Raw genomic sequence first — 24,144 nt, 5'->3', positions numbered from 1 at the left:
TCCCTCACACCTCAGTGGTACGCAACGGGGCGGCTGACTGCCGCACGGATGGGAGCGGATCGGCACAGGCACCTGGCTGTGCCGGGCCCGGCCCTCCCGGGGCACGAGCCCAACTGCCCGCCGCCGCACGGGTGAAGGCGCGGAGCAGCTCGTGCACGCGGTAGCGGCCGCACGGGCCCTCCTGCAGCAACCCGGCCCGCACCAGGCCCGCCAGGACCACTTCTCCGGTTTCTCCGGTTTCTCCGGTTTCTCCGGTGGCGGATCCGGTCATCGCGTCCGCCCCCGGGGCCTGGGCGGGATCGGAATCGGCACCTGGAGCCCGCCAGGGTCCCAGCGACTGGCCGCGCAGCACCGCGAGCTGGAGGCGCCGCAGGGCCGGTCCCGGCTCGACGCCGAGCTCGTCGTGCAGGTGGTCGCGGACCCGGCGGTACTCGGCGAGGGCGTCGGCGCGCCGGCCGGTCCGGTACAGCGCCTCGATGAGCTGTTCCCAGAACCGCTCATGGGCCGGGTGCGATCTGGCCAGCGGCCAGAGTTCGGCCAGGACTTCGCGACATCGCCCCAGGAGGAGTTCGATGTCGTAGACGCGTTCGACGGTCCGCAGCCACTCCTCCGCCAGCCGCGGGACCTCCTCGCGATGCAGGACGTCGGAGTGCACATTGCCGAGCACGGGCGGCTGCCACAACTTCAATGCGGCTCGCAGCAGGGCGAGTTCGGCCACCGGCTCGGCGGCACCGTCGGCTCGCCCGAGTAACTCGCGGAACTCCAGCAGGTCGAGGGTGCGCGCGTCGACGGCCATCCGGTAGCCGCCGGGCAGCGCCTCGATGGTGCTGCCGGAGATGCCGTACTTGGCGAAGAGCCGTCGTAACCTCAGCACACAGGAGTGCAGGGCCGCCTTGGCCGTGGCCGGAATCTCCTCGCCCCAGATCGCGCGCTGGAGCGACTCCACGGGCACGACCGCGTTGGGGCGCGTCAGCAGCGCCGCCAGCAGCGAGGCCGGCTTGGACGGCTGGAGCACCGCCGTCTCCCGGCGGTCCGCGATGGCCAGCAGCCCGAGCACGGTGAACCTGACACCGCCGCCCTGCCCGGTTTCCGCCGCCACGCCCACCCCGCCTCCCTCTCAACCACCGCCTCCGGGCACGCCGAAGGCGCACACTGACGAAGGGTTGACACCGACCCGAAACAGCTCCGAACGACGCGGCGCGCCTGCCGGATGAGCCAGTTCGTCGACACGCCCGGTTTGACAGGGCCAGACCGTATGGGCTGACGATCATTCAAGTCAATGGTGTTGCTTTGCTTTCAAAAACTTTCCATGACCCGCCGACAACCATTCCGGACCACGTCACACCACGTTCCGGCAAGGGCCATCCGCATACGGACTCCACACTCAACAGCGGTCCTCACCCACATCCACGACGACGTCGCAATGATGAGCGCAGGGCACACGGGAGGTAACGGGAGAGCAATGGATGGGCCAACGCCGACGCAAGTCATCGGCGCCGGTACCGACATCCCCGGACCGACACCGTCGACAGCACACGGCCGAGGCCCCTGGCGGTGACAGCCCATGATTGCGCGCGGTCAACCATTTCGCCAGAGCTGCGCACCCCTCCTCGGAGACCGAACGCTCCCGGTGCGCGGCGATCAGATCGCGGTACCAGGCGTACGACGCCCTCGGCGTGCGGCGCTGCGTCGCCGCCCGCGCTCGCCGACGACCTCGTCGCCGGGCTCCGGGCCACCGCCGCGACCGGCTACCTGGCCCCCTTCGCCAATGCCCTGGCCACCTGGCAGGCCACCGCCGAGCTGCTCGCATCGGGCGCCGACGGCGACAGCCGGACGGGCCGACGCCGACCGCCGTCGGGGGCGGGGCCCTCCGGACGGCGGCCGGGTGGCGGGGTCAGGCCGGGGCGCCGCGCAGCTCAAGGGTGCAGCACTTGACGCTGCCGCCGGCCTTGAGCAGCTCGGTGACGTCGATCCCGATCGGTTCGAACCCCCGCGCGCGCAGCTGCGCCGCCAGGCCCACCGCCGCCTCCGGCAGGACCACCCGGAGGCCGTCCGAGACCGCGTTCAGACCGAAGACGGCGGCGTCTTCGTCGGTGGCGATCACGGCGTCCGGGTACAACTCGGCGAGGGTGCGGCGACTGTCCGGCGAGAAGGCGGCCGGGTAGTACATGACCTCGGTCTCGCTCAGCACCGCGAGTGCCGTGTCCAGGTGGTAGTAGCGCGGGTCGACCAGCTCCAGGGTGACCACCGGGCGGCCGAGCACCCGCTCCGCCTCAGCGTGCGCGCGGCGGTCGGTGCGGAACCCTGTGCCGGCCAGCACGCGCTCTCCGACCAGCAGGTAGTCGCCCTCGCCCTCGTTGGTGAACTCGGCGCGGTGCACGGTCCGGTAGCCCCGGGAGCGGAACCACTCGACGTAGGCCGGGGCCTCGTCGACGCGCTCCTGGTGCCGGAACCGCGCCACCAGGGCGGTGCCGTCGATCACGGTCGCGCCGTTGGCCGCGAACACCATGTCGGGCAGGCCCGGGATCGGGGTGATCAGCTCGACGGTGTGGCCGAGCTCCCGGAACAACGTGTACAGCCGTTCCCACTGGGCGACGGCCCGGTCGGCGTCGGTCGGCTTCGCCGGCTCCATCCACGGATTGATCGAGTAGTCCACCGTGAAGTGCGACGGACGGCACATCAAGTAGCGGCGCGGGCGGGCGGTGCGGGACAAGGGCGGTCTCTTCCTTCCGGCGGGGTGGTGCGGAGGGGAGCCGGGCGGGGCCTGGTTGCGCTCGCGCCCGGGCGGGTTCCCGGGACCGGGACGGCGCCGGCCCGGCGCGGATCGCGCGGTGCTCGGTCGGCGTCCCGGGTGGTTGTCGTCGGCCCCGAGCGTGCCGGGTTCGGCGATCGTGCACATGGCCGCGATCTGCACGGCGGTCGGACGGCGGCGGTCCAGCCGGGGTCGGCGGCCGGACCGGACCACCGCCCGGGCTGAACCCCCGGACCGGCGCGGTCCGTTCCCCTGCTCGACGACAGCCGGCAGGGGGCCGGTGACGGCAGGAGGAGCCGACCGGGCCCACGGGGCCGGCGCGGCGGGCGAGGGGCGGGAGCCATGGCGGAGAAGCGCACGGTGATCAGTCGGACGGTCCGGCGGCGGGCGGGCATCGCCGCGCTGGTCGTGGGTGGGCTGGGCGCAGCGGCGGGCGCCGCCGCCTTCACCGGCGGTGGGTCGGCCGATCCCGGGGCGGCGGCCCGCCCCGGGGTCTTCGCCGGCGGCGCGGCCGTGACGGCCACGGACCCGGCCTCCGCCTCGCCCACAGCGACGGAGCCACCCACCGACACACCGAGCGGCTCGCCCACCGCCGCCGCCTGGACGGCGACCGGCGTCCGCGGTGCCGCGCCGACGGCGGCCACCCCGGGGGCCGAGCCCGGTCAGCCGGAGGCAGGCGCCGGCCGGCCGCCCCAGCCCGGCCTCGGCTCCCCGACCGGGACGGGTACGACCGGCCCGGGCAGCCCGACCGGTCCCGGGAACGGCGGTGGCACCGCCCCGGCCACCGGCACTCCCGTCACCGTGGGCGGCGCCGACCTGGACACTCCCCGGATGAAGGACATCGCGCAGCAGCTGGTCTCCAGCGCCGAGAACTCCTCGCTCGACTGGCGCGCCCAGTACAGGTACATCGAGGACATCCACGACGGCCGCGGCTACACCGGCGGGATCATCGGGTTCACCTCGGGCACCAGCGACATGCTCCAGCTCGTCAAGCGCTACCAGACGCTCAAGCCGGGCAACGTGCTGGCGCCGTACATCCCGGCGCTGGAAAAGGTGAACGGCTCCGACTCACACGCAGGCCTGGACCCGTCCTTCGTCGGCGACTGGCGCAAGGCGGCCCAGGACCCGGCCTTCCAGCAGGCCCAGAACGACGGACGCGACCGGGTCTACTTCAACCCCGCCGTCGCCCAGGCCAAGGCGGACGGGCTGCACGCACTCGGCCAGTTCGTCTACTACGACGCGATCGTCATGCACGGCCCCGGCAGCGACCGGCTGAGCTTCGGCGGAATCCGCGCGGCAGCGCTGGGCAAGGCCAAACCGCCGTCCGGGGGCGGTGACGAGACCGCGTACCTGAACGCGTTCCTCGACGCTCGCCGGGCCGCCATGAAGGCCGACCCCTCGCACCAGGACACCAGCCGGGTCGACACCGTCCAACGGGTGTTCCTGAAGGCCGGCAACCTCACCCTGGCCACTCCGCTGCGGTGGACCATCTACGGCGACTCGTACAGCATCACGGGCTGACGGCGCCACGGGCCGAGCAATCGTCGTCGGTGCGCTCACGCCGCCCACTCCTGACCACCGGCCCCGTCGACCCTCTGGGGTCGACGCCGAAACCTTCCGGTGCCGACACCAGCGGGTGGTTCACGCCGGGCCGTGGTTCATCCAGCGGTCGGGACCGGGGTCGCGGCCTTCCGCGCGGGCCGTGAGCCGGTCGAGGTAGTGCCCCCACCCCTGGGCGTGCGGTTCCCGTGCGACCGGCGGAAGGTCGCGGTGGACCAGGCGGAGCAGGGTGCCGTCGCCGTCGGGCCGCAGAGTGATCTCCACGGTGCTGGAGCCGGGCGGCACGGGCATGTCGCCGGTCTCCCAGCCCCAGGTGAAGACCACGCGGTTGGGCGGGTCGAACTCCAGGAAGCGGCCGGAGGCGTGGTTGTCGCCGGTCACGTTGGTCCGGTACGGGCCGTCGGGCCGGAAGGAGAACTCGCCGTCACGGCCCATCCAGGACAGCCAGCGGTCGCGGTCGGTGAAGAACGAGAACACCGTCTCGGGGCGGGCGGCGATCCGCCGTTCGAGGGTCACCAGTTCGCCGTTCATCTGGTCGGTTCCTCCTGTTGCGCGTCCTGTTCGGCCCGTTCCGCCTGCTCGGCGAGGGCGGCGAGGGCGTCCAGCCGACCGGCCCACATGGTCTGCAGATAGTCGGCAAGCGGCCCCAGCGCGGTGCGATCGGCCCGGTAGAAGCGCTTGCGGCCCTCCTGCCGCAGGGTAACCAGGCCGGTGTCCCTGAGCACCTTGAGGTGCTGGGAGACCGCGCCGAAGGTGACGTCGAACCGCTCGGCGATCTCGCCGGCCGACATCTCGTCGTCCCAGACCAGCCGCAGGATCTCGCGCCGTCGGGGCTCGGCGATCGCTTGCACCGCTTCCATGCCGTCATTTTAGTCATGGCTTGAACTTGCGTTCACCCAGAGCATCGTTTTAGTCTCCACTAAAGCAATGAGAGAGGAGCAGCCGGCATGACCGACATCGCGATGCAGCTGCACATCGAGGCCGCCGCGGACACCGTGTACGCGGCGATCTCCACCACCGAGGGCATTCAGGGCTGGTTCACCAGCACCGGCACTGCGGGCGAAGGCGTGGACGCCTGGCACGACCTGTCGTTCCCGGGGGTGCCCGAGCCCTGGCGGCTGCGCGTCGCCGAGGCCGAGCCCGGCAAGCGGCTGGTCCTGGCCGGCGAGAACGGCCCCTGGACCGGCACCGAGCAGACCTACGAGCTGCTGGCCGCGCCGGCGGGCGGCATCATCCTGCGCTTCACGCACAGCGGCTTCCCGGCCGTGGACGACGACTACCGCAACTTCACCTACGGCTGGGCCACCAAGTTCACCCAGCTCAAGCGCTATGCGGAGAGCGGCGAACCGGCGCCGCTCTTCACCTCCTGACCCGACTCACCCCGGCTCACCCCGACTCACCGAGAGCAGACCATCATGCAGACCGCCATGCAGGAATTCGCCACCGCCTTCGCCCACACCGCCGCGGCGATCCGCGACGACCAGCTCGGCCACCGCACCCCCTGCCAGAGCTTCACCGTCGCCGAACTGCTCGGCCACGTCGGCCAGGTGCTGGCCTCGTCCGAGCGCGCGGCGCGCAAGCAGCCGCAGTCGGCCGCAGCCCCGGCCGCTCCGGCCGAGGTGGCCGAGACGGCCAGGAGGGCCGTCGCGGCCTGGGCGGAGCCAACCGCGTACCAGGGCACCACCGAGTTCGGCCCCGGCGAGATGCCGGCCGACTTCGCCGCCGCCGTCACCCTCCAGGAGCTCGCCCTGCACGGCTGGGACCTCGCCCGGGCCACCGGGCAGCCGTTCGGCGCCGGTGAGAACGCCTCGAAGGCGGTGCTCGCTGTGGTGGAGCAGCTCGCCGAGGCTGCCCGCGCCAACGGCGGCTACGGTCCGCCGGTCGCCGTGCCGGCCGGGGCGAGCGCTTTCGACCGTGCGCTGGCAGCCAGTGGACGCAACCCTGGTTGGGACGCCTGAGCACACCGCGATCCAGAGAGGGCCGAATCAGCATCATGACGATTGACGAGACCGCCGAACGGGTGATCCCGCTGCCGCCCGACGAGGTGGCCGGCTATGCGATGGACTGGCGCCACGACTCCGAGTGGACCCAGGGCATCCGCGAGGCCCGGCTGACCCGTGAGGCCGACGAGGGCGGGTTCGGCGTCGGCGCGGAGGTCACCCGCACGGCGTACTTCCTCGGCAAGCGCATCGACTACGTGCTGCGCGTGGCGGAGCACGAGCCGCTGCGGCTGCTGGACATGATCTCTGTCGCCGGCCCGATGCCGATGCACGTCACCTACAGCTTCGCCCCGCACCCCGGCGGCACCCTCGCCCGCATCCGGGTGCGGGGCGACGCCGGAGGCTACTACCGGCTGGCCGCGCCGATCATGGCGCGCAAGGTCCGCTCGTCCATCGGCAAGGACCTGCGCGACCTCGACCGCCGGCTCCGTTCTTCACACTGAGGAGTACCAGATGTCCGAGATCGCCTTCCAGGTAGACATCGCGGCGGGCCGCAACGCCGTCCACAATGCGCTCAACACCCGTGACGGGCTCACCCGTTGGTGGACCACTGGGGTGGACCGCAACGGCGAGATCCTGCTCTTCGACTTCCCGAAGGTCCCCGAGCCGTTCCGGCTGCGGCGGGACGAGGCGACCGAGCAGCGGATCGCCTGGACCTCGGTGGGAGCCTTCCCACCGCACTGGTCCGGCACCACGATCACCTGGGACCTGTCCGACAGCCATGAGCTTGCCGGCGGCACCCGGGTCCTGTTCCACCACCGCGGCTGGCAGGAGGGCGACCCGGGCCTGCCACCGGCCGCCTACACCTGGGGCCAACTGATGACCCGGCTGAAGGACTATGCCGAAACCGGGGCCGCCCAGCCCCTGTTCATCGCCTGACCGGCCACTCGCGGCCCGAGAGCCCCGTGTCCCCGGCAAAGCACGACGTAAGCCTGCACAGCCCCGGTTCGTCCGCCTGCGCGGAGGAGCGCGGCCAGCTGATCTCCTGGCCGCGTGATCCTTGCGGGCTGGGGCAGTTCCGCGGGAGTTGACGTGACTGTCCGGCGCTCCCGAGGCCGGCTCTCCAAGGTCTCGTTGCAGCGCCGCGACCAGTGGTGATTGCCGGCACCGCGGCTGTGGTCGCCTTCCTGCCCCGCCACCAAGACGATCTGAACACCGGCCACGACGCCCAGCCAGCGGATCCGTCGAGCACAACGGTTCAACCCAGTTGGCGCGGTCGCTCTTTGGCGATCCGGCCACCCCCTCCGTAATCGATGACGTTTCGTCAACATAACGTGGGGGTCGGCTCGTCCATGCCGGATGGCCGACCGCACGGCGCCGGGCCGACGGAGGCGCTGTCCGTCGCCGTACCGCGGGTCGATCCTCCGTGTCGGCTGCTCGGGTGGCACAAGCGAAGCATCCGTGGCGTACGGGGCTGCTTCGGGTACGGCGCTGCGCATGACCGGAATCGCACTCATGAGCACAGCCTTCGACGACCGCGGGGGCATCCCCCGCCGCCACAGCATGGAGGGTGACAACGTGTCGCCCCCGCTGACCTGGTCGGGGGTACCGGACGATGCCGTGGAACTGGTCCTGCTCTGCGAGGACCCCGACGCGCCCGGCGGCACCTTCCTTCACTGGCTGGTCACGGGCATCGACCCGGCCAGCTCCGGCGTGCCGGAGGGCACGAAACCCCAGGGCGCACAGCAGTGGCCCAACGACTTCGGAAGGTCCGGCTGGGGCGGCCCGATGCCGCCTCCCGGCCGCCCGCACCGCTACGTCTTCCGCCTGTCCGCCGTCTCCGAGCCGCTGCCCCTGCACAGTCGTCCGGACTCCGCCCGGAGGATCCACGACGTCACCACATCGTCCGGGCATTGCCCACGTTTCGACTCTGCGAATCCGCGCGGTCGCATAGGCTCGCCAGGTCGCAGTGGAGTAGCGGGGGTTGCGCTCACGCCGTGCGGCTTGAGGCGCAGCTGGAGGTATTGGGAGGGGTGAACGTTGGCAGATGTGGGGACACGCGCGGAAGCGGTCCTGGGGCTGGCAGCTGCCGCGTGTCATGCACAGCTGCGTTTGCGGATGGGCCTGCTCGGGGGCGCGGTCGGCGAGGTGGCCGCGTATCAGTTCGGCGCGGCCGGCGACGGGTCTTCCGGGCAGCGGCATGGCGGCAAGTACGTTCGGGCGGCGTTGACGCTGACCTGCGCCCGGGCGGTGGGGGGAGATCCAGGGCGGGCAGCGCCCGCAGCGGCGGTGGTGGAAATGGTGCACAACCTGTCGTTGCTGTACGACGACGTCCTGGACCGCGACGCGGTGCGCCGCCACCGGGCCTCCGCCTGGAAGGTGTTCGGCCCCGCTACCGCCACCCGGTCCGCCGACGCGCTGCTCATGCTGGCGTTCGAGATGCTCAACGCCTCCGACATGCCCGAACCCCTCGTGGGTGAGGCGTCGGCGGTCCTGCTGGACACGCTGATTCAGCTTGCGGTGGGTGAGAGTCTGGACGTGCTGTTCGAGGCCAAGCCGCACATCGAGCTGGCCGAGTGCCTGGAGATGGTGTCGGGCAAGACGGCATCCCTGTTCGACTGCGCGTGCCGGCTGGGCGCCCTGTACGGCGGCGGCGGACCGGCCGAGGTCGACGCCCTGGCCGCATTCGGACACGACCTGGGCATGGCATTTCAGCTGGTGGACGACCTGCTCGGGATCTGGGGAGATCCGGCGGTCACGGGCAAGCCGGTCTTCGCGGACCTGCGCGCGCGCAAGCTCTCGGCACCCGTGGCGGCCGCGATGTCCTCGAACACCATGGCAGGCGACGAACTCGCCCGCCGCTACGCACTGCCGGCCGGCCCGGACACGGCCGAAGAGGTGGAGCTGGCCAGCCTGGTGGACGAAGCCGGCGGCCGGCGCTGGGTGATGGAGCGCGCCGCCGAGCACGCGGACGCCGCCCGGCACCGTCTGCAGAACCTCGCGAGCAGCACCGGAACTGTCCCCGAAGCCGTCGCCGACCTCGACGCGCTCCGCAGCCTGATCGTCAACCGCTCGCACTGAAGCAGACATCCCGCCTCCGGGAGGTAGCGGGGCTACCGGGCGTGGGCCCAGGGCGGTGGGGTGTCGAGGATGTGCGCGCGGCCCTGGCGGTAGAGCTCGGCGTCCACCTCCTTCAACCGGCGCAGTTCCTCAGGCTCGTACAGGGCGTGCACCACGGCGGGCTCGGCTGGGTGTCCGTCGGCTTCCAGCAGGGCGTTCGCCGCTGCCCGGCCGCTCTGGTTCGCACCCTCCATGGTCGCCAGGTTCACCGGGCACCGTACGAAGTCCCCGGCCATGAACAGGTTCCCCGCGGCCGTCACCGCGCGCGGGCGCAGTGCCCAGGAGCCGGTGGTGTTGATGAGCAGGGGTTCGTCGTTGGTGGCCTCTCCGGGGCCGTCGAGGTTCTTGACAGCCGGGTCCAGGTGCCAGGAGTGGAGCAGGCCCTCGTGGAGGGTTTGCCGGTGGTTGTCGTTGAGGGCGTCGGCGAGTTGGGCCCAGACCTCGGCGGCGACCTCGGCCCGGGTGCAGTCGCGGGCCGGTTTGCCGTAGAGGATGCCGGGGGTGTCCCAGGAGGAGATGTCGACCGACAGGCAGTCGGCCACCCTCCCGTCGCCGTAGGTGGCGCGGAAGTCGGTGTCCCAGAACTGTGCCTGGCTGATGGAGGTCGGGGCCCACGGGGAGTCCTGGTAGATGACGTGGCCGCGGGTGATCGGGGTGGGTTCGGTGAGGTAGAACTGCAGGCCGACCATCCAGTCCATGCGCAGGCCCGTCGTTCTCTTCAGTTCGGGGTCCGCCTCGGCCAGACCGCGCTCCAGCAGCGCCCCGATCCGGTCGACCGGGAGCGCGCACACGTACCAGTCGGCGGTCAACTCCCGCTGCCCTCCGTCCGGTCCACGCAGGATAGCGCCGGTGACGGTGCGACCTCGCACCGTCAGGCGCTCCACCCGCCAACCGAGTTCGAGCCGCACCCCCAGCGTCTCCAGGTGCCGCACCCAGGGGTCGATCCAGGCAGCGCTGGTCGGGGCGTTCAGTACCCGGTCGGCTGCCTGGACCTCGCCCCGGCCGAGGAAGCCGTAGCCGAACGCCTCCAGGAACCCCCCGATGGTGTACGTGCTGCACACCTCCGCCCTCGCCGCCACCACCGTGCGCGTCGCCCCGACGACGCACACCTTCCGGTACTCCTCGGACGCGCCGTCGGCGGCCGTGAAGTCCCACCACGACGTCTGCTCCCACTGCCCCAGGCGCCGCTCCGTACTGCTCGTCATGTAGACCAGCATCCGGTTGGCGAAGTACAGCAGTTCCTCGTTCAGTTCGCCCTCGGCGCCCAGCCTCATGCCCCTGGCCCGCAAGATCTGCAAGGGCGTCCTCGCGCCAGCGGCCAGGGACACGTCGACAACCGTCTCCCCGATCCGCCCCGAGCGGGCGGACAGCATCTGCGGCGCCTCCCGCAGATTGCCCTCCACGCCCGACGGCGAGCCTGGAAAAGGAATCCGCCGCATCGTGTCCGGCAGACTCCGGTAGAAGCCGGGGAAGAACCGGAACCCGTGCTCACTGGGCAGATCGAGCCGCCCACCAGTGCCGGTTCCGGGAACCGAGGCACTACGGGCCTTGCCACCCCACCCGGCCGGCTCCACCACGGTCACCGCAAACCCGCGCTCCGCCAGCTCCATCGCCGCCGTCAGCCCGGCCACCCCGCCCCCCAACACCGCAACCACCCGACCCGAACGCCCCGACACCGCCACAGCCCTCCCCAGTCCTGTGCCCTGAACCAGACCCCGATTCTGCTTCCATCCCATTGTGCAGGAGCAGGAGCAGGAGCATGACAATTCCAACCGCCCGGTGATACGGCACCAAGAGGCTCGACTGGTGGCCCAGGTTCCGGTCAGGAAGCGGTGAGGCCGTAGAACGTCACCCGGCCACCGTCGGCCGGCGAGCCACTGGTGACCGCCTGCTGGTAGTCGCCGGCCTGAAAGCGCTCGTCGGTCCCGAGGAAGACCGCCTTGGCGTGCCGGGTGACCTGCCGGGTCTCTCCGTTGTACGTGACGGTGATCGCGACACTGCCGTTGCCCTGGTCGGTGATGGTGTACCCGAACCTCGCACCGAGCGGGACTCCGGCGAAGACGGTCACGGTCCGTGAGTCGGAGCCCTGCAGAGCCTGTTTCACGACGGCGACGATGTTGCCGTCGCGCCAGTGCAGCATCACGAAGGCGACCGAGCGGATCGGGCCGCCGCCGTGGACCTGGCCGACGCAGACATCGTTGGTCTCGGAAGGCGCCTGGGCGACGCTCAGCAACGCACTCAGCATGTGCACGGCGCTACCGAAGGAGAAGTCGCGGGTGGAGACCAGCTCGGTGCGGGCGTGCTCGGAGTTGGCGGTCCTGGCTCCGGCGACAGGCGCCCAGAAGGTCAGGCTGCCGTCCGCTGCGCGACTCAGCCAGGGTGCGGTCGGCGCGGCGACGGGCAGTTCGACGGCCGTACCGGAAGGAGCGCCGACCTGGTTGACGGGCAGCGTGAGCTTCCAGCGTCGAACGAAATCGGCCTCCGGAGGACGGGGTGCCGCTGACAGCAGCGGCACCCCCCGCCATTTCACCGCCGGTGGCGGGCCGGACGAAGCCGGAGCCGCCGGTGCACCGTTGGGGGCCTTGGCCTTGGCCGAGTCGTGGCCGCTGTCACGCTTGCCCGAGGACGCGCAGCCGGAGAGCAGCAGAGCGCTCAGCACAGCGACCGTCCCCACGGCCGTCGCGGGTTCTGCTGGTGGCAAGTCGTCGCCGGTCGTCCGCCATCCCTGCCTCATTTCTCCGATCTCGGACCGGGCCGGACGGTCGGCCGGGTGCTGACGAGACACCCGGCCGGGATCCCCGTACCGAGCTCAGCTGGGCCGGCTCCTGAACCTGAACGGCCGCGCGGGGGTCGCGGCGGCTGCGTAGGACCCGGTGCGCAGCTCGTCCAGGAGGCTCGGCTCGGCCGGCTTCCAGCCGAGCAGTTGCTCGGCGCGGGTGGGGTCGAGCAGCGAGGAGCGGATGAGTACCCCGGCGAGAGGGCCCATGCTCTGCTGGGCCTGCTCGATGGTGATCGACAGCGATTGGGCGTCGGAGATCGCGGCCACTGCCTCGGCGATTTCACGCATCGAGCTGCGGCTGCGGGATGCGGCGTTGACGACGAGCCGCTGCTCGGCCCGGGTCAGCGCGGCGAGGTACAGCCGGGCGAGGTCGTCGACGTGCACCGAGCTCCACTCGTGGGTGCCGTCGCCGATGTAGGCGGTGACCTTCCGTTCCCTGGCGCCCGCGATCATGCCCTGCAGCAGCGCTGTCCCGCCGCGCCCGTAGATCAGCGCGGCGCGGACCACCGTCACCGCGGGCCCCTCGGCGGCCAGCACCTGACTCTCGCCCAGCACCTTGTACGGCTGCGCGGAGGTCTCGGGGGCCACCGGGGTGTCCTCGTCGATCGCGGCGCCAGCTCCGTCGGGGTAGACGAGCCCGGTGCTGGTGTAGACGAACGGGCTGCCCGGCTTCAGCCCGGAGAGCATGGCCGCCAGTGCGGGCTGCTCCACCTCGTGCATGGCGGGGTGGGTGAAGTCCACCGCCGTGTGCACCACGGCGTCGGCGTCCTCGGCGGCCTGCCGCAGCGTCTCGGTGTCCGCGAGACTGCCCGGCAACGGCTCCGCACCCAGCTCCGTGACTCGTTCCTGTGCCGCACCGGAGCGGGCCAGCGCGGTCACCCGGTGGCCGGCGGCGATCAGGTGCTCGGTGACCACCCCGCCGAGGTAGCCGCTCGCGCCGGTCAGAAAGATCCGCATGATCATGTCCTTCGCTGTCGACGGCGGCCGTTCGGTTCCCGGGCCGCCCATCGACCAGCGTTCCGGCGCGGTGAGGGCTTATCCAGGGACCGACGGTCCGTGGCTGGCGGCCGGTCCCCACCCGGACCGGGCCGTAGGGTTGGGCCATGGACAAGCACGCGCTGGCGGCCTTCCTGCGCAGCAGGAGAGAGCAGATCCAACCAAAGGACGTGGGCCTGCCGCACGGCCCGAGGCGACGCACTCCGGGGCTGCGCCGCGAGGAGGTCGCCCAGCTCGCCCACATCTCCACCGACCACTACAGCCGCCTGGAGCAGGCGCGCGGCCGGCACCCCTCACAGCAGGTGCTCCATGGCATCGCCCGGGCGCTCCGGCTGTCCGACCAGGAACGGTCCCACCTCTTCACGCTGGCAGGCGAGTTGGAGCGGGACCGGGACCGGGGCCGGTCGCCGGCCCGCAGGGTCGCCCCCGCCACCACCGCGCTGCTGGACCGCCTCACCGACACGCCCGCGTTCGTGGTGGACAACACCTGCCGGGTGCTCGCCTGGAACCCACTGGCCGCCGCCCTGTTCGAGGACTTCTCGGCCCTGCCCGGAACCGACCGCAACCTGCTGCGCCGGATCTTCCTGCGGCCCGAGGGCGACCGTGCCGCGTACGGGATCTCCGACCGCCGACGGCTGCTGACCGGCGCCGTCAGCTACCTGCGGGTGGCCGCCACCAAGTACCCGGACCACCCCGAGCTCCGCGCACTGATCGCCGAACTCAACGTCGGCAGTCGGGAGTTCGCGGAGCTCTGGGAGACCCAGCAGGTCCAGATCGACCACCACGCCAGGCAGGTCATCCACCACCCGCAGGTGGGCCCGATCGAGCTGGACTTCGACATCCTGACCGTCCCCGACCGCGACCAGCAGGTGGTGATCTTCACCGCCGAACCGGGCTCCAGCGCCTACCGGGACCTGCAACTCCTCAAGGTCATCGGCACTCAGCGGATGGACGCACCCGCCTGAGCCCGTCCGGGCACATCCCCACTTCACCGAGGACGCGATCCGCCAGGGCCTGCCCCCTACAGCGGCGGCGCCGCCCTCCTGCATCCTGCTCCTGACCTCGACCGGGGCGCCGGAGCCGGTCGCCTCCGTGACGCTGTCGTCGAGGATCTTCCGCGCGATGCCCGGAAGGTCCTCGTAGGCCTCGATCGGCAGCGTCCACCCGGTGGTAACCGGGTGCTGCCACGCGATCAGGGCCTCCACCGCGGCGCCCTGCATGCGGGCCTGGGCGACGGCCCACCGGAGTGCGTCGACCGAGGCCGGCGATCCGTCGACACCGACCACGATCCGCTGCTCCGGTCCGGTCTTCTCGCTCACCTGTTCTTCTCCTTCGTGTTCTCGTTGGTCTCAACCATCGGCATTGCAGCGGCTGTTGCGAAGGACCGAACGGGTCCCGAGGGCCGGGACCTTCAGCCCGACCCCTGCCCGGCACAGGGATTCGGGTTCCTTGCCGAAGGGAATGCCGTGCGGTGCGGTCTCGGGCCTGCCGGTCCCGCCCAAACCGTGTGAGCGGCCGCGGCCGGGATCCACGCCACGCCCCTCAGCGCCCCTTGCGCGGGGGAACGACGATCAGCGGGAAGCCGCGCAGCAGTGCCTCGCGGGCGGCCCAGCCGGCGTCGGTCAGGCCGGCTTCGGAGCCGTCGACTCCGACGGTGACGGGCAGGTCCATGGTGCTGGTCTCCTGACGGTCGGCCCCCTGGTTTCGGATCAGCCCTGCCAGGTCCAGTCGGTGACCTCGGGCAGGTCGGTGCCGTGCTCGCGGATCCAGTCGTGGTGGCGGGTGCGCCGGTCGGCCATCTCCTGGCACAGGGCGGCGGCGCGCACGGCCAGGCCGGGGACGCGGTCGATGACGTCCATGACCAGGCGGTAGCGGTCGAGGTCGTTGCGGACGACCATCGAACTGGCGGACCTGGACCTGGCCTTCATCACGCTCGGCTCGATGACCGCCGACGCCGCCTACGGCGACGACGACACCGCACCGGAGCTGATCCGGGACAAGCGGGACGGCAACTGGACACTGTGGGAGACCCTCTCCCGCAAGGCACCGGACTTCGGCCAGCCGGCGATCTTCAACGGCAACGTCGGCGAAGCCGCCTGGGAGTCCTTCACGTTGACCATGCGAAGCCCCGCGCTACTCAAGCGCATCGAGGAGTTCAGCGGCAACACCCCGGGCACCGGCGCGCTGATGACCTTCAAGGACTCCCCCTGGCTGATGTCGATCGTCGTGCCCCGTCCGCCGCACTTCGAGGGCCAGCCCGAGGACGTCCTCACCCTCTGGGGCTACGGCCTGTTCGTCGACACGCCCGGCGAGCACACCGGCAAGGCGATGGCCGAGTCCACCGGGCAGCAGATCCTCACCGAACTCCTCGGTCAGCTCGGCTTCGACGACATCGCCGACGAGGTCCGCGCCACCACCACCGTCACCACGGTGATGATGCCCTACATCACCAGCCAGTTCGCCCGCCGCTCGGTCCACGACCGGCCCCGGGTGATCCCGCACGGTGCCCGGAACTTCGCCTTCCTCGGCCAGTACGTCGAGATCCCCGAGGACGTCGTGTTCACCGTCGAGTACTCGGTGCGCGGCGCCATGCACGCCGTGTACCGGCTGCTCGGCCTCGACAAGCCGATTCCGCCCGTCCACCACGCCCTCGCTGATCCGAAGACGGCGTTCCGGGCGCTGAAGACCGCCTTCGGCTGAGCGCGCGACAGCACCCCCAGCCGAATGGCCGAGGGCGCGCACCCGAGATGTCTCGGGTGCGCGCCCTCGGCCATTCGGGACCTTGGGCCCCGCCTGCGGACCCGGCAGACCCTGGGACGCAGGATCGCCCTCGGCGAGGCTGGTCCCCGACCTCGGACGGCTGTGCCCGGACAGTCCCGAGCAATGGAAAGTAGGGCCCTTCCCACGCCGGGGCTGCCCAGCGGGTGGCGCAGATCCTGCGCGACCGCATCATCGAAGGCCAGCTCACGCCTGGCACCCGGCTCTCGGAGGAGGCGCTCGGCGAGGTGCTCGCGGTGTCCCGTAACACGCTGCGCGAGGCCTTCCAGCGGCTGGCGGACGAGCGGCTGGTGGTGCGCGAGATGAACCGCGAGGTCTTCGTCCGCGTCCTGACGCCGGCCGACGTCTACACCATGCGGCTTGCGCTGGAGACCGCAGGCGTGCGCGCTACGCCTCCTGCGGCCCCCGGACAGCTCGCGGTCGTGCGCGAGGCGCTGGCCGAAGCGGACGCCGCCGAGCAACGCGGCGACTGGCTCGGCGTCGGCACCGCCGACCTGCACTTCCACCAGGCCCTCGCGGCACTTGCCGGCAGCGGACGGATCGACGACGCAATGCGCAGGCTGCTCGCCGAACTGCGTCTGGCGTGGGGCGCCACGCCGTCCGCGCACCACCTGCACGAGCCGTTCCTGCATCGCAACCGAAAACTGCTCAGCCTGCTCGAGCACGGCGAAATCGCACGGTTGGAGGATGAGTTGACCTGCTATCTGCACGATGCGCGGGACCTCATCGTGGATGCCATGCGAGAGGTCGGACAGTGAGCGAGCGCAGTGACATGGGGCGGACGAGCGCCGAGTCGCCCGTGATGGACCTCAACGCCGACCTCGGCGAGGGCTTCGGATCGCCAACCGCTTCGAGATCCGCCACCGCGACGCCAGCCAGCAGGAGGGCTACGACCCGGCCTTCCTCGACTGGATCTTCTGGTGGTACCTCGCCACGGTCGAGCTCACCACCGTCCTCCTCCAACGCCAGCAGGCCGCCAGCTGACATACCGGTGGGGCCCGCCGTCCATCCCCACCGCGTCATCCCTTGCCCAGCAGCTCCGGACGTGCGTCGCTGCCGGGAGTCCAGGCAGACCTGGCAGCGGCGGAGTCAGTGGTCCTTGGCCGGGAGAACGCGCAGGGCGAGCACGGATCCGTCCTGGTGGACGGAGACGGGCCCGTCCCAGTCGTCGTCCCAGGAGTCGGTCGGCCATGAAGCTCGACGGGCGTGGGCCTCGTCGCGGTAGCGGGTGAGCCGCTGGTTCGCGAGGTGGTCGAAGAGGCCTTCCCGGGCGACGCCCGAGAAGGCCTCCACTCGGGTGCGGTTGAGGCGGAACACGTGGACCATTGGCGACAGCCTCTGGACTTGTTGAACACCCTGTCATTCCCCTCCAACTGCGGTGCGCAGCTGTGAGCGTCCTCATTTCACAACGCCCTCCAACCGACATCGGGCCTGCCAGATGTCAGCTCCGCCGCTGCGCCCAACTACCCTGCATGGCAAACCCGATGAGTAGAGATCAGGTCGCGGTACCAGGCGTACGACGCCTTCGGCGTCCGCCGCTGCGTCGCGAAGTCGACATGGACCAGACCGAACCTTTGATGGAACCCCTCGGCCCATTCGTAGTTGTCGAGCAGGGACCACGTGTAGTAGCCGCGGACGTCGACGCCCTCGGCGATGGCCTGGGCGAGGGCGTCGAGGTGGGTGGCAAGGTAGTCGATGCGGGGCTGGTCGGGGTCGGTGGTCTCCTCGACGGAGCAGCCGTTCTCGGTGATCGTGATGGGCGGGAGGGCCTTTCCGTACAACTCCCTCAAACCGATCAGGAGTTGGCGCAGGGCATCGGGGACGACGGGCCAGCCGAAGGCGGTGTGGGGGACGTCGGGGATGGCGACCAGGTCGAAGGGGAGGTCCGGGCTGCTGGGGGCGGCGACGCGGGTGGGGTTGTAGTAGTTGAGGCCGAGGCCGTCGAGGCCGGGGGCGTGGATGAGGTCGGTGTCGCCGGGCTGGACCGCGCCGAAGATGTCGTCGGGGACGCCGAGGGCGGAGAGGTCGGGGTAGCGGCCGAGGAGGACGGGGTCGGTGAACAGGCGGTTGTGCAGGGCGTCGTAGGTCGCGGCGGCGGCCGCGTCCTCGGGTGAGGAGGAGGCCGGCCACACCGGGGTGAGGTTGTTGGAGAGCATGACCTCCAGGCCGCGCTCGTGGAACAGCGAGGCGGCGAGGCCGTGGGCGAGGAGCTGGTGGTGGGCGGCCGGGAGGGCCTCGAACATCAGGGTGTGGCCGGGGGCGTGGGTGCCGAGGGCGTAGCCGAAGACGGTGTGGACGAAGGGCTCGTTGAGGGTGATCCACGTCGGGATACGGTCCCCGAGCCGGTCCGCCACCACGCTCGCGTACTCGGCGAAGCGGTACGCGGTGTCACGGTTGAGCCAGCCGCCCTCGTCCTCCAGGGCCTGCGGGAGGTCCCAGTGGAAGAGGGTGGGCAGCGGCGTGATGCCCGCCTCCAGCAGGGCGTCGACGAGGCGGTCGTAGAAGGCGAGGCCGGCCTCATTGACCTTGCCGGCGCCGGTGGGCAGGACGCGGGGCCAGGCGATGGAGAAGCGGTAGCCGTCCAGCCCGAGGTCCTTCATCAGCGCGATGTCCTCGGGGTACCGGTGGTAGTGGTCGCAGGCGACCGCGCCGGTGTGCCCGTCGCGGACGGCGCCCGGGCGCGCCGAGAAGGTGTCCCAGACGGAGGGGCCGCGGCCGTCCTCGTCCACCGCCCCCTCGATCTGGTAGGCGGCGGTGGCGGCACCCCAGCGGAACCCCGCCGGCAGGTCGAAACGATCCGGCATGGCAGCCTCCTGACAGAAACGTGAGGAGCACTCATGTTACTGGCGTCGCGCCGAAACACCAGAGGAGATCGGCCCCCGCCGCCGGCCCGATAAGGTGCAGGCCCGGAGGACGAGGACGGACGAGAGCACAGGAGCGGCGTGCGGATTCTGCTGCTGGGACCCTTGGAGCTGCGGACCGCCGAGGACACGACCGTCCACATCGGAGGCGCCCGGCGCCGCGCCGTGCTGGCCGCGCTCGCCCTGGAGGCCAACCGCATCGTCCCGGTCGAGCGGCTGCTCGACCTCGCCTGGGACCACGCCCCACCGCCCACCGCCCGCGCCGCCCTGCAGGGCCACATCGCCAGACTGCGCGCCCTGCTCGACGACGGCCTCGTCCTGGAGACCCGCGCCCCCGGCTACGTACTGCGCGCCGACCCGGACCTGATCGACGCCCACCGGCTGGACCGGCTGCTCGACCGCGCCCGCACCGAGGCCACCGACGAGGCGGCCGTACCGCTGCTACGCGAGGCCGTCGCGCTCCGGCGCGGCCCCGCGCTCGCCGACTGCGGCTCCACCGCACTGTGCGAGAGCGCCGCCGTCCGGCTGGGGACCCTCCGGATCGAGGCCCTGGAGCAGCTCGCCGAACGGCTGCTGCGCACCGGGCGGGGCCACACGGTGACCGCCGCACTCACCGAGGCGCTGCCCGAACACCCGCTGCGCGAGTCCCTGGTCCGCCTCGCCGTGCTCTGCCTGCACCAGGAGGGCAGACCCGCCGAGGCCGAGGCCGTGTACGAGGCGACCCGCCGGCGGCTGGCCGAGGAGACCGGGATCGACCCCGGCACCGGCCTCCAGGAGGCCCTGGCCCGGATCCGGTCCGTCCCCCGCGCGCGACCCGCCGCCGCCCCGGCGCGGCTGCCGCGCGAGCCCGGCCGCTTCGTCGGGCGCGAGGCCGAACTGGCCTGGCTGGGCAAGCAGAGCGGCGCGGACGGCGGACCGGGCGCGGCGTCCGGCGGCGGGCAGCGGCTGCTGGTGGTGACCGGCCCGGCCGGGGTCGGTAAGACGGCGCTGGTGCTGCGCTGGGCGCACCGCAACGCCACCGCGTTCCCGGACGGGCGGATCGGTGTCAACCTCCGGGGCTTCGACGAGACCGAGCCGCTGAGCCCCGAGGAGGCGCTCGCCGAACTGCTGCGGGGCCTCGGCGCCGAGGACGGCGCCCTCCCGGCCGACCGGGAGGAGCTCACCGCCGCCTACCGGACCCTGCTGGCCGGCCGCCGGGTGCTGCTCGTGCTGGAGAACGCGCGGGACGCCGAGCAGGTGTCCCCCCTGCTGCCGGTCGAGCCGGGCTGCGTGGTGGTGGTGACCAGTCGGCAGCGGCTCACCGGGCTGCTCGCGGTCGAGGGCGCGCGGGCGCTGTCGCTGGACAGGCTCGCCGCCGAGGAGGCTTTCGGCGTCCTGGCCGGGGTCGTCGGCCGGCCACGGCTGGAGGCCGAACGGGAGGCGGCGGACCGGGTGGTCGGCCTCTGCGAGGGGCTGCCGCTGGCGCTGCGGATCGCCGGCTCGCGGCTGGCGACCCGGCCGCACTGGCGGGTCGCCGCCCTGGCCGGCGAGCTGTCCGACGAGCGCTCCCGGCTGGCCACGCTCGCCACCCAGGGCGCGCTGAGCGTGGCGGCGGCCCTGGAGCTGACGGTCCGTACCCTGCCCGAGCCGGCCGTCGCACTGTTCCGGCTGCTCGGCGTCCACCCGGGCCAGCAGGTCGACACCGCGGCGGCGGCCGCCCTGGCCGGCACCGACCTGCGGGCGGCGGCCGCCTCGCTGGAGCTGCTGCACCTGGCGCACCTGGTCGAGGAGGGCACGCCGGGCCGCTTCGAGCGCCACGACCTGGTGCGGCTCCACGCCCGGCACGCGGCCGAGGAACTGCCGGCCGCCACCCGGGAGGCGGCCCTGGCCCGGCTCTTCGACCACTACCTGGCGGCGACCGCCGCCGGGCTCGTCCTCGCCCGGCCGGAGGCCCGCCACCACCGCCCGGCCCACCGACCGGCCGGCGGCACACCGGAGTTCGCGACCCCGACGGACGCCCTGGCCTGGTTCCGGGCCGAGGAGCCGACCGTCCGTGCCCTGATCGCCCTGGCCTGCCAGTGGGGCGCCCACGAACACGCCTGCCGGATGGTCGAGAACGCCGGCTACCTCTACCTCGACGCGGGCCTGTTCCGTGCCTGGGAGGAGGCGGCCCGGCAGGCGCTGACAGCCGCCGAGGCCGCCGGCACCGCCGCGCACTGGCCGCACCTGTACTCCAACCACAGCCTCTCGCTGGGCTGGCTGGGCCGGCGCGGGGAGGCCCTGGAGCAGTCCGAGCGCGCCGTCGCCGTCGCCGACCCGGAGAGCCTGCCGGTCCTGAGACACCGCTACCTCAGCATGCGGACGAGCTTCGCGGACGACTACGGGGAGCCCGGCAGAGCCCTGGAGGGCTTCGCCGAGACGGTGGCCCACGCGCGGGAGCTGGGCGATCCCCGGCTGCTCTCCCAGGCGCTCAACAACCTGGCGCACACCCTGTACCGGGCGGGCCGGGCCGCGGAGGGGCTGGCGCCGATCGAGGAGTCACTGGCCCTGCTGGCCGGGCGCGAGTCGGATCCCTACCTGGTGATCTCCACCAAGACCCACGCCCAGGTCCTGCGCGCGCTGGGCCGCACCGACGCGGCCGTGGAGCAGATCCACCGGGTGCTGGAGCTCGGCCGGGCGCAGGGCAACCAGGCCCACGCGGAGTTCGACTTCGCCGACTTCATCGGTCAGGTGATGTACGACCGGGGGCTGGCGGCCGAGGCACGCAGGCACTGGGAGCGGGCCGTGGAGATCGCCGCCGAGCAGGGGCGGATGACCCGCCAGGTGGAGCTGGTGCAGGCCCGGCTGGCGCGCTGTCCGACGTGACCGGCCCCGGTCAGCCGCTCCAGGAGGTGGTCGAGGTGGTCGAGACGGTCGTCCGGGTCGCACCGCCCGACCCGGTGAGCCGGCCACCCGGGGCGGCGGGCCGCAGGAAGTCGGACCGGGCGCCCGAGACGGTCGTCCGCACGCCCGGGGCCGCCGTGCCGCCCGCCGGTCCGGCCGAGGTGCGCGGCGCGGCCGGGCCCGTCGAGACCGCCGGAACGTCGTGCGCGACGGTGGTCCGGCGCGCGGCGGGGGCGGCGGTCACGGCCGGGGGCCCGTCACCGTCCGGCAGGACCCGCTCGATCCGCAGCACCAGGTTGCGGTCCTGGCGGTCGCCGGCCCGGTCGCGGTTGCGGCTGTGCACGACCTGCGTCAGCACACCCCGGATCTCCTGCCAACGGCCCTGCACGGCACGCACGTTGGGGAACCACTGGGCCTGGTCTCGGTGCTCCAGGTCGAGCTGCCAGCGCTCCGCCTCGACGATGTGGACCACGCCGACCTCGCCGGGGATCTCCACTGGCGCGGCGCCCCGGGCGGTCACCACCACCCGCTGCGGCAACCGCCCCTCCACCGCCGTCACCGTGATCCGGCTCGGCCCCTGGTACCAGGCCATCGCTGTCCTCCCGCATCCGTCCTCGGGCCGGCTGCCGGCCGACCTCGGCAGGTAGCACGGACGGCACACCCCCCGGGGTTCGACCCGTCCGGGCCCGGTCTGAACCCCTCGGCGCACGGCATCCGTTCAACGGGGCGATTCTCGGCCCGCACACCGCTGCGGCCGTCCGCATCCGGCCCGAACCGGCGACAGCTCCTGGGAGAGACCCACGTGACCAGCACGGCGACACGGCGGCGGACGGCTCTGGTCTGCACCGCGGCGGCCCTCGGGCTCGTCGCGGCGGGAGCACTCACGGTGTGGGTCCCACCGCCCGCGCACAGCCCCGTCCGGGCACACCCGGTGGAGCGGACGCGGCCCGCGGTGGCGTACGAGCCTGCCCTGCGGCCGTCGGACACCTCGCGCAGCGGGATCCGGCTGCTGCTGCCCGGCGCGGCCGCGCCGGCCGATGCGGCCCTGCTGGCGGACGGGCAGGACCTGCGGTGACCGAGCAGCAGGGCGGCTCGCCCGACGCCCCGCAGCCCGCCACCGGCCTGCAACTGCCCTGGGTGAGCGCCGAACCGGTCCTCCCCTCGGCGCCGGGCGCCGCCGAGCGGCTGCGGACGGCCCTGCGCCGGGCCCGGGCGCGCGCCACCGTGCTGGGCGCGACCGCTCGTGCGGCGGCCGCCCGTCGGGTCGCCGCCCGGCCGGCGTTCCCGCGCGGCGGCGGCATCCGGCTCCCGGCCCGCCGTCGGCTCGGACCGGGCGCCCGGGCGCGCTGGGACGCCCGGCGCATCACCATGGTGGCGGCGATGGGCTGCGGCGCGGTGCTCCTACTGCTCGCGCCGTTCCTGAAGCCGGACGCCGCCCCCGGTGATCCGGCCGCCGCGACGGCCCCCGACGGCCGTTCGCCGCTGGGCACCCACGGCCGGCACCGCCCCACGGCCACGGACTCGCCGACCGACCAGCCGTCCTCGGCGAGCGCCACGCCGTCGGAGTCCGCCGGCCCCACCGCGACGGCCACCGAGTCGACGCCGCCCTCCCCCGCGGCCGACCGCACCACGGCCACACCCACCGCCGCCCGGGCCACGCCCACCACGGCCCCGGCCGCTCCCGCCCCGGCTCCGTCCGCACCGCCCGCCGCACCATCCACCGCACCGGCGCAGCCTGCGCCCGCTCCGCCGGCCCCGCAGCCCGTCTTCCAGGCGGTGGCCGGGTTCGGCTGCTCGGGACCGGGCGGCCACTTCCAGGAGGTGGGGGCGTTCCGTCAGGGCACGGACGGCTGGGTGACCGTCAACAGCGGTGGCGACACCGGCGACTCCTGCGACGGTCGCTACGAGGCCGTGCCGATGTCCGGCGACAAGAACAAGGACGACTCCAGTACCTACGCCCTGTGGACCTTCGACGTCGGCGCGGGCCCGGCGAGTTGCGGTGTCTCGGTGTACGTCCCCGCCTCCGGCTCGATCCAGCAGGTCGGCGGCGCGCCCGCCTACTACACGGTGGCCGGGGCCTCCGGCGCCGACCTGGGCTCCTTCACCGTCGACCAGGTCGGCCACCCCGGCAGCTGGGTCGACGCCGGCACCTTCCGACCGACGGGCGGCCCGCTGGTCGTCCGCCTCCACAACCGCGGCCAGGACTGGACCGGCTCCGGCCAACCCACCCACGCCCACATCGCGGCCGCCCCCATCCGCCTCACCTGCCGCCCCTGACGCTCCCGCACCAAGGCGAACCGCCCCGGCCGGCCGGGGCGGTTCGCCTTGTCGTATCAGGTCAGATGGTCCCGGCGCGGGGTTGCCCGCCGACGCGCGAGGTCTGCGCACCCGACCGGGGCCGTGGGGGGGGCCGGGGGCCCCCCCGGCCGCCCCCCCCCCCCCCCACGGGGGGGGGGGGGCCCCGGGCCGCCCGGGGGGGGCCGGCGGGGGGGCGGC

At 72.8% G+C, this 24,144-nt stretch carries 24 protein-coding genes and 3 pseudogenes; 13 read left to right on the top strand and 14 right to left on the bottom strand.

Annotated features, from left to right (window positions below):
- Positions 1-4 precede the first annotated feature (4 nt).
- Complete coding sequence (locus ACGF12_RS22495) at positions 5-1,099, bottom strand: BTAD domain-containing putative transcriptional regulator (RefSeq protein WP_393032772.1); 1,095 nt, start codon at positions 1,097-1,099, stop codon at positions 5-7.
- A 795-nt stretch (positions 1,100-1,894) separates the two neighbouring features.
- On the bottom strand, positions 1,895-2,713 hold the full coding sequence (ddaH, locus tag ACGF12_RS22490) for a dimethylargininase (protein ID WP_393032770.1): 819 nt from the start codon (positions 2,711-2,713) through the stop codon (positions 1,895-1,897).
- Between the two features lie 552 nt (positions 2,714-3,265).
- Here ddaH and ACGF12_RS22485 point away from each other — a divergent pair.
- Positions 3,266-4,273, top strand: a complete 1,008-nt coding sequence (locus ACGF12_RS22485) for a chitosanase (RefSeq protein WP_393032815.1) — start codon at positions 3,266-3,268, stop codon at positions 4,271-4,273.
- 120 nt (positions 4,274-4,393) lie between these two features.
- Here ACGF12_RS22485 and ACGF12_RS22480 read toward each other — a convergent pair whose 3' ends face one another.
- Together ACGF12_RS22480 and ACGF12_RS22475 are read right to left on the bottom strand one after the other, a co-directional pair.
- Positions 4,394-4,843 carry an SRPBCC domain-containing protein gene (locus ACGF12_RS22480; protein WP_393032767.1) on the bottom strand — a complete coding sequence of 150 codons (450 nt, stop codon included), beginning with the start codon at positions 4,841-4,843 and terminating at the stop codon, positions 4,394-4,396.
- Positions 4,840-5,172, bottom strand: a complete 333-nt coding sequence (locus ACGF12_RS22475) for an ArsR/SmtB family transcription factor (protein ID WP_393032764.1) — start codon at positions 5,170-5,172, stop codon at positions 4,840-4,842. The genes ACGF12_RS22480 and ACGF12_RS22475 overlap by 4 nt, the downstream gene beginning before the upstream one ends.
- Before the next feature lie 87 nt (positions 5,173-5,259).
- On the opposite strand from ACGF12_RS22475, the gene ACGF12_RS22470 reads away from it, so the two are divergent.
- From ACGF12_RS22470 to ACGF12_RS22445, 6 genes are all read left to right on the top strand, one after another.
- Positions 5,260-5,682 carry an SRPBCC domain-containing protein gene (locus ACGF12_RS22470; protein WP_393032761.1) on the top strand — a complete coding sequence of 141 codons (423 nt, stop codon included), beginning with the start codon at positions 5,260-5,262 and terminating at the stop codon, positions 5,680-5,682.
- A 45-nt stretch (positions 5,683-5,727) separates the two neighbouring features.
- On the top strand, positions 5,728-6,270 hold the full coding sequence (locus tag ACGF12_RS22465) for a TIGR03086 family metal-binding protein (protein ID WP_393032758.1): 543 nt from the start codon (positions 5,728-5,730) through the stop codon (positions 6,268-6,270).
- A 35-nt stretch (positions 6,271-6,305) separates the two neighbouring features.
- Entirely contained in the window at positions 6,306-6,755 is a 450-nt protein-coding gene (locus ACGF12_RS22460) for an SRPBCC family protein (protein WP_393032755.1), read from the top strand.
- Between the two features lie 10 nt (positions 6,756-6,765).
- Positions 6,766-7,191: an SRPBCC domain-containing protein gene (locus tag ACGF12_RS22455; protein ID WP_393032752.1), complete on the top strand. Its 426-nt coding sequence runs from the start codon at positions 6,766-6,768 to the stop codon at positions 7,189-7,191.
- A gap of 420 nt (positions 7,192-7,611) precedes the next feature.
- Positions 7,612-8,289, top strand: a complete 678-nt coding sequence (locus tag ACGF12_RS22450) for a YbhB/YbcL family Raf kinase inhibitor-like protein (RefSeq protein WP_393032749.1) — start codon at positions 7,612-7,614, stop codon at positions 8,287-8,289.
- A 12-nt stretch (positions 8,290-8,301) separates the two neighbouring features.
- Positions 8,302-9,333, top strand: a complete 1,032-nt coding sequence (locus tag ACGF12_RS22445; protein ID WP_393032812.1) for a polyprenyl synthetase family protein — start codon at positions 8,302-8,304, stop codon at positions 9,331-9,333.
- Between the two features lie 32 nt (positions 9,334-9,365).
- On the opposite strand, the gene ACGF12_RS22440 is transcribed toward ACGF12_RS22445, so the two are convergent.
- The 4 genes and pseudogenes from ACGF12_RS22440 to ACGF12_RS22425 all read right to left on the bottom strand — a co-directional run bounded on the left by ACGF12_RS22440 (position 9,366) and on the right by ACGF12_RS22425 (position 13,108).
- A complete protein-coding gene (locus tag ACGF12_RS22440; RefSeq protein WP_393032809.1) occupies positions 9,366-10,646 on the bottom strand; it encodes an FAD-dependent oxidoreductase in 1,281 nt (426 codons plus the stop codon).
- Positions 10,647-10,796: 150 nt separating this feature from the next.
- A pseudogene (locus tag ACGF12_RS22435) lies at positions 10,797-11,108 on the bottom strand (FAD-dependent oxidoreductase); the annotation flags it as partial.
- Between the two features lie 86 nt (positions 11,109-11,194).
- Entirely contained in the window at positions 11,195-12,031 is an 837-nt protein-coding gene (locus ACGF12_RS22430) for a polysaccharide lyase family 7 protein (RefSeq protein WP_393032746.1), read from the bottom strand.
- 150 nt (positions 12,032-12,181) lie between these two features.
- A complete protein-coding gene (locus ACGF12_RS22425) occupies positions 12,182-13,108 on the bottom strand; it encodes an NAD-dependent epimerase/dehydratase family protein (protein ID WP_393032743.1) in 927 nt (308 codons plus the stop codon).
- Between the two features lie 146 nt (positions 13,109-13,254).
- On the opposite strand from ACGF12_RS22425, the gene ACGF12_RS22420 reads away from it, so the two are divergent.
- Entirely contained in the window at positions 13,255-14,112 is an 858-nt protein-coding gene (locus ACGF12_RS22420) for a helix-turn-helix transcriptional regulator (protein WP_393032740.1), read from the top strand.
- Between the two features lie 84 nt (positions 14,113-14,196).
- Here ACGF12_RS22420 and ACGF12_RS22415 read toward each other — a convergent pair.
- From ACGF12_RS22415 to ACGF12_RS22405, 3 genes and pseudogenes are all read right to left on the bottom strand, one after another.
- Positions 14,197-14,433 (bottom strand): annotated as a pseudogene (locus ACGF12_RS22415) (universal stress protein); the annotation flags it as partial.
- A 256-nt stretch (positions 14,434-14,689) separates the two neighbouring features.
- A complete protein-coding gene (locus ACGF12_RS22410; protein WP_393032738.1) occupies positions 14,690-14,818 on the bottom strand; it encodes a hypothetical protein in 129 nt (42 codons plus the stop codon).
- A 38-nt stretch (positions 14,819-14,856) separates the two neighbouring features.
- Positions 14,857-15,045 (bottom strand): annotated as a pseudogene (locus tag ACGF12_RS22405) (hypothetical protein); the annotation flags it as partial.
- A gap of 43 nt (positions 15,046-15,088) precedes the next feature.
- Here ACGF12_RS22405 and ACGF12_RS22400 point away from each other — a divergent pair.
- The gene (locus ACGF12_RS22400; protein ID WP_393032806.1) at positions 15,089-15,847 is read left to right on the top strand and encodes an oleate hydratase; all 759 of its coding nucleotides are present in this window, start codon (positions 15,089-15,091) and stop codon (positions 15,845-15,847) included.
- A gap of 224 nt (positions 15,848-16,071) precedes the next feature.
- Positions 16,072-16,683: a GntR family transcriptional regulator gene (locus tag ACGF12_RS22395; protein ID WP_393032735.1), complete on the top strand. Its 612-nt coding sequence runs from the start codon at positions 16,072-16,074 to the stop codon at positions 16,681-16,683.
- 331 nt (positions 16,684-17,014) lie between these two features.
- Here the strand turns inward: ACGF12_RS22395 and ACGF12_RS22390 are convergent, their stop codons facing one another.
- Together ACGF12_RS22390 and ACGF12_RS22385 are read right to left on the bottom strand one after the other, a co-directional pair.
- Entirely contained in the window at positions 17,015-17,251 is a 237-nt protein-coding gene (locus ACGF12_RS22390) for a hypothetical protein (protein ID WP_393032732.1), read from the bottom strand.
- Positions 17,252-17,388: 137 nt separating this feature from the next.
- Positions 17,389-18,729: a GH1 family beta-glucosidase gene (locus ACGF12_RS22385; protein WP_393032729.1), complete on the bottom strand. Its 1,341-nt coding sequence runs from the start codon at positions 18,727-18,729 to the stop codon at positions 17,389-17,391.
- Between the two features lie 138 nt (positions 18,730-18,867).
- Here ACGF12_RS22385 and ACGF12_RS22380 point away from each other — a divergent pair, with 138 nt between their 5' ends.
- A complete protein-coding gene (locus ACGF12_RS22380; RefSeq protein WP_393032726.1) occupies positions 18,868-21,630 on the top strand; it encodes a BTAD domain-containing putative transcriptional regulator in 2,763 nt (920 codons plus the stop codon).
- 10 nt (positions 21,631-21,640) lie between these two features.
- Here the strand turns inward: ACGF12_RS22380 and ACGF12_RS22375 are convergent, their stop codons facing one another.
- The gene (locus ACGF12_RS22375) at positions 21,641-22,240 is read right to left on the bottom strand and encodes a hypothetical protein (protein ID WP_393032723.1); all 600 of its coding nucleotides are present in this window, start codon (positions 22,238-22,240) and stop codon (positions 21,641-21,643) included.
- 210 nt (positions 22,241-22,450) lie between these two features.
- Here ACGF12_RS22375 and ACGF12_RS22370 point away from each other — a divergent pair, with 210 nt between their 5' ends.
- The gene (locus ACGF12_RS22370) at positions 22,451-22,723 is read left to right on the top strand and encodes a hypothetical protein (RefSeq protein WP_393032720.1); all 273 of its coding nucleotides are present in this window, start codon (positions 22,451-22,453) and stop codon (positions 22,721-22,723) included.
- Positions 22,720-23,925 (top strand): hypothetical protein, encoded by a 1,206-nt coding sequence (locus ACGF12_RS22365; protein WP_393032717.1) that lies wholly within the window; start codon positions 22,720-22,722, stop codon positions 23,923-23,925. The genes ACGF12_RS22370 and ACGF12_RS22365 overlap by 4 nt, the downstream gene beginning before the upstream one ends.
- Positions 23,926-24,144: the final 219 nt, after the last annotated feature.

This window comes from Kitasatospora sp. NPDC048296, from assembly GCF_043201815.1.
Taxonomy (GTDB): domain Bacteria; phylum Actinomycetota; class Actinomycetes; order Streptomycetales; family Streptomycetaceae; genus Kitasatospora.
Note: the sequence above shows the minus strand (reverse complement) of the source record. Positions and strands in the feature narration are given on the sequence as shown.

Coding starts and splice junctions, on each gene's coding strand:
- ACGF12_RS22480 (WP_393032767.1), bottom strand. CDS start 4,843: ATGAACGGCGAACTGGTGACCCTCGAACGGCGGATCGCCGCCCGCCCC.
- ACGF12_RS22475 (WP_393032764.1), bottom strand. CDS start 5,172: ATGGAAGCGGTGCAAGCGATCGCCGAGCCCCGACGGCGCGAGATCCTG.
- ACGF12_RS22470 (WP_393032761.1), top strand. CDS start 5,260: ATGACCGACATCGCGATGCAGCTGCACATCGAGGCCGCCGCGGACACC.
- ACGF12_RS22465 (WP_393032758.1), top strand. CDS start 5,728: ATGCAGACCGCCATGCAGGAATTCGCCACCGCCTTCGCCCACACCGCC.
- ACGF12_RS22460 (WP_393032755.1), top strand. CDS start 6,306: ATGACGATTGACGAGACCGCCGAACGGGTGATCCCGCTGCCGCCCGAC.
- ACGF12_RS22455 (WP_393032752.1), top strand. CDS start 6,766: ATGTCCGAGATCGCCTTCCAGGTAGACATCGCGGCGGGCCGCAACGCC.
- ACGF12_RS22450 (WP_393032749.1), top strand. CDS start 7,612: ATGGCCGACCGCACGGCGCCGGGCCGACGGAGGCGCTGTCCGTCGCCG.
- ACGF12_RS22440 (WP_393032809.1), bottom strand. CDS start 10,646: ATGAGGCTGGGCGCCGAGGGCGAACTGAACGAGGAACTGCTGTACTTC.
- ACGF12_RS22425 (WP_393032743.1), bottom strand. CDS start 13,108: ATGCGGATCTTTCTGACCGGCGCGAGCGGCTACCTCGGCGGGGTGGTC.
- ACGF12_RS22420 (WP_393032740.1), top strand. CDS start 13,255: ATGGACAAGCACGCGCTGGCGGCCTTCCTGCGCAGCAGGAGAGAGCAG.
- ACGF12_RS22410 (WP_393032738.1), bottom strand. CDS start 14,818: ATGGACCTGCCCGTCACCGTCGGAGTCGACGGCTCCGAAGCCGGCCTG.
- ACGF12_RS22400 (WP_393032806.1), top strand. CDS start 15,089: ATGACCGCCGACGCCGCCTACGGCGACGACGACACCGCACCGGAGCTG.
- ACGF12_RS22390 (WP_393032732.1), bottom strand. CDS start 17,251: ATGGTCCACGTGTTCCGCCTCAACCGCACCCGAGTGGAGGCCTTCTCG.
- ACGF12_RS22385 (WP_393032729.1), bottom strand. CDS start 18,729: ATGCCGGATCGTTTCGACCTGCCGGCGGGGTTCCGCTGGGGTGCCGCC.
- ACGF12_RS22375 (WP_393032723.1), bottom strand. CDS start 22,240: ATGGCCTGGTACCAGGGGCCGAGCCGGATCACGGTGACGGCGGTGGAG.